This is a genomic window from Pseudomonadales bacterium (assembly GCA_013215025.1).
Taxonomy (GTDB): domain Bacteria; phylum Pseudomonadota; class Gammaproteobacteria; order Pseudomonadales; family DT-91; genus DT-91.
In genome coordinates this window covers 33,377-44,844 of record JABSRR010000019.1, presented here as the reverse complement: position 1 = coordinate 44,844, position 11,468 = coordinate 33,377, and the positions used below count along the sequence as shown (strand labels likewise).

Genomic DNA, 11,468 nt, shown 5'->3' with positions numbered 1-11,468 from the left:
ACTATGTCGCAGCTGGTGCCCATAAAATACGTACAGTTACTACTTCGCGTCGTTGAAGCGCAGGGCTTCGACATTGACGAATTTTTGCTGGAGCATCACTTCACGTATAACCCGATCAGTAAAACTCAACTGAGCGCCGAGAATGCAGAAGCTTTCAGCATTCCCAGTCATGTATCTGCGGAACAGTACAGCCGCCTCTATCAAGGCATTATTTGGCTGCTACAGGATGAGTGCTTTGGTTTACATCTAAAAGGTAAAGTGCCATCAGGTACTTTCCGCATGATGTGTTTATGTATCATTCACTGCAAAAACCTAGCTGCTGCCATCGATCGTGTTGAGGAGTTCACCCGTTTTTGCCGCAATGTTGCTGGCCTACCACCGTTGCCGCATACGCCATTGAGCTTTCTAGAAGATGGTTCGGTGATCAACCATCTGCCCGAGGCCGAGCAACAGCAGCAATCTATTGTTGCCTTAGCGGCATCCATGCATATGTGGCGAAAATTTTGCGCGTGGTTAATTGGCAAACCCTTACCCTTAATCGAAGTGCACCTAACTGCTGCCAGTATTGAAAAAGCTGATATGTTAGAAGGCGTATTCAACTGCCCTATTCGTTACTCCATGCCATCTAACGGCTTTCGTTTTAAACAATCGTTTTTAGACAGTCCAATTATTCATAATGAGGACAGCCTGAATGAATTTTTAAAAAAAGCACCGTATCAACTATCCGTATCGCATTTTGATGAATCCAGTATTCAAACCCGTATTCATGCGATTATTGGCAATGATTTTTCAAAGGATTTTCCCACCATTGAAGTTGTAGCTAAACAGTTAAATATGTCCGTACGCACGCTAAGGCGCCGCATGAATAACGAAGGCACTAATTATCAACAGTTTAAAGATCATATACGCTTAGAGGCTGCACAAACCTATCTCAAGCGACCTGGACTAAAAATCAATGCGGTTGCTGCTCTGATGGGCTTTGATGAACCTAGTGCCTTTCATCGTGCGTTTAAAAAATGGTCTGGAAAAACACCGGGGGAATACAGAAATCAGTTTAAGTCCTCGCAAATATGAGCAGCTGGCCAACATTCTTTACTGATCATCCTGCACCAAAACTGCCGTTTGCGAACAGCCGAGGGGCTCAATCAACGTGGAATCAGGCCGATCATTATGCCCTGCATATCTTGCAAGGTTTATTCAACAGCGCTGCAGATGAAATAGATGGGATACATGGCTTAGGCTCTATTGCTGAGCTTGATCATTTTGCAAAAGCCACGACTGTTGCCGTTGTCAACGATGATTATGCAGCCCTAGCTTGCGCTATTTCTCATTTATACCCCCAGCTAAAGCTAAGCAGCTATAGCGACAAGGCCAGCCAGCATTATAATTATCGTCTAAATAATGTAAGCACGGTAAAAATATTCAGCATTGATCAGCTAGCGCACTGCGAGGCTGAGATTGTTGTGGTGAAAATACCTAAGCAGCTAGATTTTTTGGACTATATTCTAGGCTGTTTGGCTTTATCTCCTTCGCCTCAGTTAAACAGGCGAATAGTCATTGCTACGGCGATGCAGAAGTACTTATCACGAGGCTTTTATTCGCTGCTACAGCAGTTTGATGGGCAGTTTGCCGTACTACCGGGTATTAAAAAAGCCAAGGCGGTATGTCTTAGCCAAGAGAGTCATGAAATGACGCCAAATACCACTGCTGATGATGTGAATGATGTGTTATTGCAAACGGCTTCTTCCATAACTGTAGAGACTGCTTTTTCAGCTGCGTTTCAAATACGCAGCTTTGCTAATGTGTTTAGTGCTAAGCAATTAGACATTGGCAGCCGCTTTTTTTTACAGCATATGCCGCGCATGCAAATGCATGAAACAGTAATCGACCTAGCCTGTGGCAATGGTGTGTTGGGTATAGTGGCGAAGAAACTGTCACCCAAAAGTCAGCTACATTTTTATGATGATTCTCATCTTGCGATTGCTTCCGCTAAATATAATTGGCAACACTATTTTGCTGATACCGATCAGCCGGTCAATTTTTATCATAGCAACTGTTTTTTTGACCAAGCCGTGCTTGAGCAGCCAAACCTTGCGACGATTTTATGTAACCCACCGTTTCATCAAGGTCATAATGTCTCTGACCATATTGCCATAACGATGATGCAGCAAAGCGCCAAAATACTTAGCAACGGTGGTATACTATATCTCATTGGTAACCGTCACTTAGCATATGAACAAAAACTGCAGCGTTATTTTAAGTATGTTAACCGTGTTGCTGAAAACTCAAAATTTATTATTTACGCCGCGCAGCAAAAATTCTGAATACCGATACTGAGAAAAAACTATGAATGATTCAGCGCATCCAAAAATCGGTGTTTTATTTGTTTGCCTAGGCAATATCTGTCGTTCACCAAGTGCACAAGGTATTTTTCAACAGTGGATAGATGATGCCGGCTTAAGCGATTTTTTTACCGTTGACTCATGCGGTACTGCGCCTTTCAATGTCGGCAAAAGTCCTGACCCGAGAACCTTAGAAGCAACCAAACGCTGTGGTTACGATATTAGTCAGCAGATTGCGCGACAAATTGATGATCAAGATTTTGATATATTCGACTACATTTTAGTTATGGATAGAAAAAATAAAATGAGTGTCGATGCTTGGACGCCCAAGAATTACCAAGGTGAAGTAAGCTTACTGATGAAATATCACCCGAATAGCCTCGGTAATAATCAAATCCCAGATCCCTATCACGAAGGTATCGAGGCATTTTTTCCGATCATCACCACTATCGAAGAAGCAACTAAGGGCTTACTCGCGCATATTCTAGAGCAGCACACCGAGCTCACTGCACCAGCCAACGGTTAATTTATTTATAAAAAATGAACGCATCATCTGCAACTTGGCTTAGCTGAAGCTGATAGTNTGCTGCAAGATATTCGAGCGTTGCATAACTGTAAAAGCTTATATGAGTTGGGTCATTTTTATAGTGCCAATGACTGAAAGCTTCTACATCACGCACAAGCTTGGTCATAACACCTAAAATACCGCCAGGCTTAAGCAACATCAGCAACTGCTCTAACACTTGTCTAGGTTGTGCAAGATGCTCAATCACNTCNGTCATGGTNATCACGTCATAAAAATTTTTTGATTCTAGCACGGCGGGATNATCCGCATAAAACTTATCATATAACTGACAGGAGAGGCCTANTTCCTCAAACATTTGCGCTAAGGCAGGNCCAGGNCCACAACCAAAATCTAATGCGTGAAAATTTGTTAAATTGGCTGAATTTGTATGCGACAGTGCGTGAATTTCAGCCTTTAAGGGAGTAAATAATCGCGATAAAAAACGACGATAGCCTTCATCAAACAGTGTATTTTGATGTAAATCGTATTCAGCCTTTTCTTCCTGTTCGTTCAAGTGGAAATGATAAGGCACAAACACTAAGGCGCAATGATCACATTGAAAATATTCACGACGTTGATCACTATAAAACAAAGCTGATTTGTCAGATAAACAAAGTGGGCATTGCAACATAAAATATAGTCAGGTCGATTCGGGACAAGTTATCGTAGGTGCAACAGATAAGTACGCATTCAAAATGCTAGACAACAGAACCAAGACTAAAACTCTGTTTCGCAGCATGAAAATATAATTGTTTATCAATAGATGCCGTACCGTTCGCTTGCTCGAGCGCTAAATCTATCATTTGGTAGAAGACATGCCGATCAAGTCTTGCCCACAAATTATGTCGCACGCAAATATAAGGTACTTCTTGCTGTTGATACGGGCGCAGCTGCCACTGACAGTTTTCATCTAACGGAATAATATCTCCGCATTGCGTCAAGAGTTGGTATTTGTTGTCAATGCTAATCAAGCTATCTGCAAGAAACGGAACATCCTCGACGCTTATGCGTAATTTCTCAACTGGCGTGACCAAATAATACTGACCAGCATCAAAGCGAAGAATCGTAGCAAACAAATCAACCAGCGCTTGCCGCTCAAAGCGCTCACCTTCATGCCACCACTGGCCTTGAGCATCGATATGAATATCAATTTGACCGGAACGATCAGGTTGCCACTGTTCAACCGGCGGTAAGCTTTTAGCATCACCGAATTCAATCGAATGAAGAATCTGTTCTAACTGGTGCATAAATACCTTAACTTTATAAATAGGCTAAAATAATACATATACGCAAGGCTATGCAAATCATGATTAAATCGGCCAAAAATGCGCCTACAACATCACTAATCGATCATTTATCTGATTCAGTTATGCACTGGCTAAATGCCAAAAAACCTAAGCCTGCGATCCCTCTATGTGATTTTCAACGCATCTGCCAATCGATACAGGTCTGTGATGTNTTATTGATTGAGGGGCGCTCGAGAGTCGCTGAAGTGATTAAAATCATTACGCAAAGTAGTTGGTCACATGCTGCATTATATATCGGCCGAATCGATGAAATACAGAATCCACGCTTAAAAACGATGATAAAACGTCATTACACCGGTGCAGAGTCTGACCCTTTGATTGCAGAGAGTGAACTGGGACTAGGTACGGTAGTAAGACCTATTCATGCCTACGCTGGTGAACATATTCGTATCTGTCGACCAGTGCAACTATCAGCGGCAGATAAACAATCGATGTTACGCTATGTGGCCAGCTGTTTAGGTTATGCCTACAACATCCGGCAAATTCTTGATTTGGCGCGCTTTCTGTTTCCCTGGCATATTTTGCCCAGACGTTATCGTTCAAGCTTGTTTAAACACAATATTGGTGATGCCACAAAAACGGTCTGCTCAACCATGCTCTGCGAAGCATTCAATTTCGTGCAATACCCTATTCTTCCGCTCATAGAGAGTGACGAGAATCATCAGCTTCGATTTATTCGACGCAACCCTAAGCTCTGCGTACCAAGCGATTTTGATTATTCACCCTATTTTCAAATTATTAAATATCCGCTCCTGCATCAGGCTGAGTACGATTACAAAGACTTACCCTGGCATAGCCAAGTAGCCAGTGAAATTGCGCATGTGCAAGCGGATATGCAAAAGGATGAAGATGAGATTAACCAAAAATTTATTGCGCAACGCATTCTCGAGCGCGGCGAGCGACGACAGCGTCAGCAGCCTATTGCTGAAGACAGACGTAAAAAAAGGAGCACTTGGCTCCCTTTCAATCCGAATTCAGCAGAAAGCGGCTAATTTAGGCAATTAAACGACAGTTAATGACGCCGTCAATCGCTTCAATTTGAGTCAGCACATCCGCTGATGGCTGTTCTGATAGGTCAATAATATTATAAGCAACATCATTGCGGCTCTTATTGATCATATCGACTACATTGATATTAGCATCAGCCAAAATCGATAAGATATTGCCTAAGATTTTGGGCACATTGCTATTGCTGACGGTTAATCTAACGTCGGCATTACGCTCAAGCTGCGTGGCCGGGAAGTTAACCGAGTTGACAATATTGCCGTGTTCGAGAAAATCTTTCAGCTGTGATGCCGCCATGATGGCACAGTTGTCTTCCGCTTCAGCAGTAGAGGCGCCAATATGCGGCATTGGAATAACATCATCGCGATTAATTAATGCAGGCGTTGGGAAGTCGGTAATAAAGCGATCCAATTTACCTGCATCTAAAGCTTCAACCACGGCATCAGTATCCACAATTTGCTCTCGAGCAAAGTTCAATAGTCGCGCACCTGGCTTAACATTGGCCAAAGAATCTTTATTAATCAGGTGACGCGTTGCTTCAAGTACAGGTAAGTGCAGCGTAATAAAGTCTGCCTTAGCCATTAGGGAGGCAAGGTTTTCAGCACGGGTAATGTCTGACGATAAACGCCATGCAGCTTCAACCGACAAGGCAGGATCGTAACCAATTACGTTCATACCCATTTGAAGGCCCATGTCGGCTACCAAAGAACCTATCGCACCAAGCCCAATCACGCCTAGCGTTTTGCCTTTTATTTCGCCACCCTTAAAGCGCTTCTTTTCAGCCTCTAAAAGCTTGGCCATAGCAGCATCGTCATCCATATCTTGCAAACTATTGACAAAACCAATGCCGTTNACAATACCACGAGAGCTCAGTAACATGCCGGTTAACACCAATTCTTTAACCGCATTAGCATTCGCACCCGGTGAATTAAAGACCACTACGCCCTTCTCGGTACAGTCGGCCACCGGAATATTATTGGTACCTGCACCTGCACGGCCAATCGCTTTTACGCTAGCACCTATCTCATCTGACGAGAGCACATGGCTGCGCAGTAAAATGGCATCGGGACTATTAATGTCGCTGGCAACTTCATAGCTATCACGCGGCAGCTTCTCTAAGCCTTTAACAGAAATGGCATTATACGTTTGTACCTTGTACACGAGCAGAACTCCTAGCTGATGAGAAAAAATAAGCGCGTATTCTATACGAAAAAAACCCGAGAATCATCGCCAATATTGGCTTTCTCGGGTTTTATCGGTGTTTTTTAACTGCGAGGATTATTTCAGGTAAATATCGATCGACGCATCATCTTTAGCCTGTTTACGCATAGCTTGAAACTCTAGCATACCTTTACTTTGCGCAAGATAATTTGCAATCATCGATTGCTCCAGCTCTGGAATATCAGCAATCGCGCCGGCTACGGTATTAGCCACACTGAATATAATCTGATCACCATTGCTAAGCTCAAGACTGTCAATAAAGCGTTGACCCTCAGGGATTTGACCAATCGAGAACGCTTGTTGTAACAGCTGAGCAGGAACCGTCTGCTCTGTACGCTTCGCCGCAAGAGCCAACTCCCAATCTAAGCCTTGAGCTTTTGCTATTTGCTCAACAGAATCACCCGCCTTGGCTTGCTCGACCAATGCCTGGGCTTGCTCAGATAGCGATGACGCTGCTTGCTCGCGAGCTAGCCTGTTTTTCACTTTCTCATAGACATTAGTCAGTGGCTCAACGGCAGCTGGCTTGTGCTCTACCACGCGAATAACCATCACCTCGTCCGGTGAAAGCTCAATAATATCTGAGTTCACACCATCATTAATTAATTCGGCGGAAAAGGCCTGATTTTGCAACAGCGGATTCGCTAGCAATGCATCTTCAGTAGTGCGCGAAAACCAGCCAGATTGTTGTACCGCGACATTCAGTGCCGCAGCAGGCTCAGCTAGATCCGGTGCATTAAAGCTGATATCTTTTAACTCTTCTACTGCCGCCCAGAAAGCAGGCTCAGCATTTGCCGCTGCTAGGTTCTCAGCAATGGCTGCCCGGCGTTCCTCTAAACTTGGTATATCGGGCTCATTGACTGCGGTAATCTGAATGAAATGTACGCCACTATCTGTGATGACAGGCGCTGAAACCTGATTTAGCTCGAGCTGCTCAGCCGCCATGACAAACTCGGCTGGGAAAATATCTGCAGCCAGTGTGCCTAATTGACCACCCATTGCCTTACTACCAAAATCATCAGAAAGACGCTCAGCAATATCAGCAAATGCCTCACCTGCGTCAATCGCCGCTTGAACCTCAGCAATCTTTGCATCTTTTAATTGAGCATTATCATATAGAGCTGGGTCAATCAGAATATGCGCCACCTCTTTGCTGGGCTGCAAGGCTAAGTTATCAACTTCGTCTTGATACGCTTGTTGAATCTCATCTTCACTCGCAGTCAGATAAAAATCAGCTTGCTGTAACCGGATGTACTCAAGTTTCACTTGCTCTTCGGATTGAAAATCCAGCGAATTAGCCTGATAGTAGTTATTAATATCTTCATCACTGAGCTGTATATTGTCGATACGTTCTGCTAATGCTAAGCGCATAAAGCGAATATCACGCTTCTCATGCATAAATACGGCATTATTGGCCACATCGGCGGCAGTTAAGAAGGCACTATTAACAACACCACTGGCTAGTTGATTTAACAATAATTCAGAATAATATAATTGTTTAAAGGCAATCGACGATAAGCCTGAAGCAGCGAGCATTTGGTTGAATCGCTGCTGTGAAAATTGGCCATCTTCTTGAAAGTCTGCACTTTGGCTAATCACATAATTAATTTGTTGATCAGATATTGCAAACCCTTGTTCAAGAGCTGATAGCACATTGACCTTTCTATCAATCAATGATTCTAAAGCCGCATTCGCCAGACGATTATCATCGAGCATACTCGGGTCTAATTGATCACCCATTTGAGCAATCAGCTGTTTTTTGCGTAAGAAAATTGCTTGATTTAAATCTTGGCTGGTGATGACTTCGCCATCAATTTCAGCCACTTTATTGCCGGCTCCACCACCAAATAAGGATTCGACGCCAAATAAAACAAACGGAATACAAATAATCGCGATAACAATTTTCGCGAATGTACCCTGAAAGTTATTTCTAATATCTTGCAGCATAATTTACCTACTACGCTTTGCCACAACAAAAAAAACGCACCATCAGTAAAACTGCTGGTGCGTTTTTTAGCAGTAATGAATTGTGTTTAGTTGACTGCGTCTTTAAGTGCTTTACCTGCTTTAAAGCTTGGCACTTTAGCCGCTTTAATTTGAATCTCTTCGCCAGTCTGTGGGTTACGACCAGTGCGAGCAGCACGCTCTTTAACAGAGAACACACCAAAGCCGACTAAAGAAACACTGTCGCCACTTTTTAATGCATCTGTTACTGACTCAACGACGGCATCCAGTGCACGACCAGCCGAAGCCTTTGATAAGTCTGCTGAGCTTGCAATTGCATCAATCAATTCCGATTTATTCACGCTTTTCCCCTCAATGGTTACGTTATTGTTTTTCGTCTCGAAAGAGTAAAACTTTATACCAAAGGCTTCTTAGTTGGGTCAACCAGAAAAAACAGAGATTTATGGTTTTTTTCAAATTAGGACTAAAAATGAGCAACTGATAGCAATTAGGCTATCAGTCTGGGCTCAGAGGGGGCTAAATTGGGCTTAATGCGTATGCCCTGCGGACATGCTACTGGACGACGAACTGAGCTCCATGCCCTCTAAATAATCCTCATCACTTAGCGGCTCAGGTAAATGCTCAAGGGCAATATCTAAAACTTCATCTAACCAGCGAACCGGTTTAATCGCCAAGCTGCTCAAAATATTCTCAGGAATTTCCGCCAGATCACGCTCATTTTCAAACGGAATGATCACGGTTTTAATGCCACCACGGTGCGCAGCCAGCAGCTTCTCTTTCAAACCACCAATGCGTAAGACTTGGCCACGTAAAGTAATCTCACCCGTCATGGCGACATCTTTACGAACCGGGATACCCGTCAGCACCGATACCATCGCAGTTGACATGCCAATGCCAGCGCTTGGTCCGTCCTTCGGTGTCGCTCCCTCAGGCATATGAATATGCAAATCATTTCGTAGCAGAAAATTCGCTGGTATACCTAAGCTTTGTGCACGCGAGCGAACTACCGTCATCGCAGTTTGAATCGACTCCTGCATAACATCGCCCAGCGAGCCAGTTTTCACATGCATACCCTTACCAGGTACCGTCACTGCTTCAATATTCAGCAACTCGCCACCTACTTGGGTCCATGCTAAACCCGTCACTAAGCCAACCTGGTTCTCAGCCTCAACCTTACCGTAGTCAAATTTTTGCACGCCTAAAAAGTCTGATAAATTATCTTTATCTACCGCAATTTGTTTATCTTTCTTATTACCCACGGTCAACGTTTTGACCACTTTACGGGCAATTTTCGCAAATTCACGCTCTAAGTTTCGAACCCCCGCCTCTTTAGTATAGTAACGAACAACATCACGAATGGCCGGCTCATCTATCGCAAGTTCGCCTTTTTTAAGTCCGTGATTTTTTTGCTGCTTAGGAATCAAATAACGTTGCGCGATATTAAGCTTTTCATCCTCGGTATAACCAGGAATGCGAATAACTTCCATACGGTCTAATAATGGCGCAGGAATATTCATAGAGTTCGCAGTACAAATAAACATCACCTCAGATAAATCAAAATCTGACTCTAAATAGTGATCATTAAAGGTGTGATTTTGCGCAGGGTCTAACACCTCAAGTAAAGCTGATGCAGGATCGCCACGATGATCCATACCCATTTTGTCGATTTCATCTAATAGAAATAAAGGGTTTTTAACGCCAACTTTCGACATTTTTTGAATTAACTTACCTGGCATTGAGCCAATATAGGTGCGTCGATGGCCGCGGATTTCAGCTTCATCTCGCACACCACCCAAGGCCATTCTAACAAATTCACGATTCGTCGCTTTGGCGATAGATTCACCTAACGAGGTTTTACCAACACCAGGCGGGCCAACTAAACAAAGCACCGGACCTTTTATGGTTTTAACCCGCTTTTGCACCGCTAAAAACTCAAGAATACGCTCTTTAACCTCATCTAAACCAAAATGATCTTGATTAAGAATTTTATCAGCACGGTTTAAATCTAATCTTACTTTAGAGCGCGATTGCCAAGGTACTTGAACCATCCAATCAAGATAGGTGCGAATTACCGAGGCCTCAGCTGACATCGGCGACATCATTTTTAATTTAGCCAACTCTGACTTCGCTTTTTGAGCCGCTGGCTCAGGCATACCTGCTGCATCAATTTTCTGATTAAACTCTTCAATTTCATTCGGCGCAGCTTCATCAAGATCACCCAGCTCTTTTTGAATCGCTTTAATTTGTTCGTTTAAATAATATTCGCGCTGACTCTTTTCCATTTGTTTTTTAACACGACCGCGAATACGTTTCTCAATTTGAAACAAGTCGATTTCTGCATCTAAAAGCGCAATCAGATGTTCTAAGCGTTGCGCAATCGAGGTAATTTCTAGCAGCTCCTGCTTTTTCTCAATAGGAATGACCAAGTGTGAAGCTATGGTATCGGCTAGACGATCGGCCTGTTCAATTTCACTGACAGAATTAAGAACATCGTTAGCAACTTTTTTGCCTAGATTGACATATTGTTCAAACTGATTAAGCACGGTTTTCATCAATACATCAGATTGTGATGCCTCAGAATCTTGCTCGAGATACTGGGCGGTAGCCATGACAAAGTCTTGCTCTGTTTCTAGTCGAAGCAACTTAGCTCTATCGCTGCCCTCCACAAGCACTTTAACGGTACCATCAGGTAATTTCAGCAGCTGCAAAATAGTCGCAACGGTGCCAACTTCGAATAAGTCAGCCTGTTTGGGATCATCGTCAGAGGCATCTTTCTGCGCCACTAACAAAACCTCTTTTGTATCAGCCATAGCCGACTCAAGCGCTTTAATGGAAGATTCTCGGCCGACGAATAATGGCAACACCATATGCGGGTATACAACAACATCGCGCAAGGGTAATAGTGGTAAGCTTACTTCGGCTTCTTGTATCGACATAGTCTTCTCTTTTCGATTGCGTGGTGTTTCAGTAATTGGGGCAAATAAGAAAAATTCAAGCTATTAACTTAATATAGACCAAAAGCCCATAAAAAAACGGCACTGCGTGCCGTTTTAGTAAAATAGATAG

10 protein-coding genes are annotated in these 11,468 nt (G+C 43.3%); 4 read left to right on the top strand and 6 right to left on the bottom strand.

Going from position 1 to position 11,468, the window contains the following annotated elements:
- Window positions 1–3: 3 nt before the first annotated feature.
- Genes HRU21_02785 through HRU21_02775 form a run of 3 tightly spaced genes read left to right on the top strand, consistent with a single transcriptional unit; the run spans window position 4 to window position 2,868 of the window.
- Window positions 4–1,074, top strand: a complete 1,071-nt coding sequence (locus tag HRU21_02785; protein NRA41216.1) for an AraC family transcriptional regulator — start codon at window positions 4–6, stop codon at window positions 1,072–1,074.
- Complete coding sequence (locus HRU21_02780; protein ID NRA41215.1) at window positions 1,071–2,324, top strand: methyltransferase; 1,254 nt, start codon at window positions 1,071–1,073, stop codon at window positions 2,322–2,324. Before HRU21_02785 ends, HRU21_02780 begins: the two co-directional genes overlap by 4 nt.
- A gap of 22 nt (window positions 2,325–2,346) precedes the next feature.
- On the top strand, window positions 2,347–2,868 hold the full coding sequence (locus HRU21_02775; GenBank protein NRA41214.1) for a low molecular weight phosphotyrosine protein phosphatase: 522 nt from the start codon (window positions 2,347–2,349) through the stop codon (window positions 2,866–2,868).
- Between the two features lies 1 nt (window position 2,869).
- On the opposite strand, the gene HRU21_02770 is transcribed toward HRU21_02775, so the two are convergent.
- Together HRU21_02770 and HRU21_02765 are read right to left on the bottom strand one after the other, a co-directional pair.
- The gene (locus HRU21_02770) at window positions 2,870–3,538 is read right to left on the bottom strand and encodes a class I SAM-dependent methyltransferase (protein NRA41213.1); all 669 of its coding nucleotides are present in this window, start codon (window positions 3,536–3,538) and stop codon (window positions 2,870–2,872) included.
- Window positions 3,539–3,605: 67 nt separating this feature from the next.
- Window positions 3,606–4,154 carry a DUF1285 domain-containing protein gene (locus tag HRU21_02765; protein NRA41212.1) on the bottom strand — a complete coding sequence of 183 codons (549 nt, stop codon included), beginning with the start codon at window positions 4,152–4,154 and terminating at the stop codon, window positions 3,606–3,608.
- A gap of 98 nt (window positions 4,155–4,252) precedes the next feature.
- On the opposite strand from HRU21_02765, the gene HRU21_02760 reads away from it, so the two are divergent.
- Window positions 4,253–5,206 (top strand): hypothetical protein, encoded by a 954-nt coding sequence (locus tag HRU21_02760; protein NRA41211.1) that lies wholly within the window; start codon window positions 4,253–4,255, stop codon window positions 5,204–5,206.
- Window position 5,207: 1 nt separating this feature from the next.
- Here HRU21_02760 and HRU21_02755 read toward each other — a convergent pair whose 3' ends face one another.
- The 4 genes from HRU21_02755 to lon form a co-directional block, all read right to left on the bottom strand.
- Entirely contained in the window at window positions 5,208–6,380 is a 1,173-nt protein-coding gene (locus HRU21_02755) for a phosphoglycerate dehydrogenase (GenBank protein ID NRA41210.1), read from the bottom strand.
- Between the two features lie 117 nt (window positions 6,381–6,497).
- Complete coding sequence (locus tag HRU21_02750) at window positions 6,498–8,384, bottom strand: SurA N-terminal domain-containing protein (protein ID NRA41209.1); 1,887 nt, start codon at window positions 8,382–8,384, stop codon at window positions 6,498–6,500.
- An 86-nt stretch (window positions 8,385–8,470) separates the two neighbouring features.
- Window positions 8,471–8,743: a DNA-binding protein HU-beta gene (gene hupB / locus HRU21_02745; protein NRA41208.1), complete on the bottom strand. Its 273-nt coding sequence runs from the start codon at window positions 8,741–8,743 to the stop codon at window positions 8,471–8,473.
- 186 nt (window positions 8,744–8,929) lie between these two features.
- The gene (gene lon / locus HRU21_02740) at window positions 8,930–11,338 is read right to left on the bottom strand and encodes an endopeptidase La (GenBank protein NRA41207.1); all 2,409 of its coding nucleotides are present in this window, start codon (window positions 11,336–11,338) and stop codon (window positions 8,930–8,932) included.
- Window positions 11,339–11,468 lie beyond the last annotated feature (130 nt).

Coding starts and splice junctions, on each gene's coding strand:
- HRU21_02785 (NRA41216.1), top strand. CDS start 4: ATGTCGCAGCTGGTGCCCATAAAATACGTACAGTTACTACTTCGCGTC.
- HRU21_02780 (NRA41215.1), top strand. CDS start 1,071: ATGAGCAGCTGGCCAACATTCTTTACTGATCATCCTGCACCAAAACTG.
- HRU21_02775 (NRA41214.1), top strand. CDS start 2,347: ATGAATGATTCAGCGCATCCAAAAATCGGTGTTTTATTTGTTTGCCTA.
- HRU21_02765 (NRA41212.1), bottom strand. CDS start 4,154: ATGCACCAGTTAGAACAGATTCTTCATTCGATTGAATTCGGTGATGCT.
- HRU21_02750 (NRA41209.1), bottom strand. CDS start 8,384: ATGCTGCAAGATATTAGAAATAACTTTCAGGGTACATTCGCGAAAATT.
- lon (NRA41207.1), bottom strand. CDS start 11,338: ATGTCGATACAAGAAGCCGAAGTAAGCTTACCACTATTACCCTTGCGC.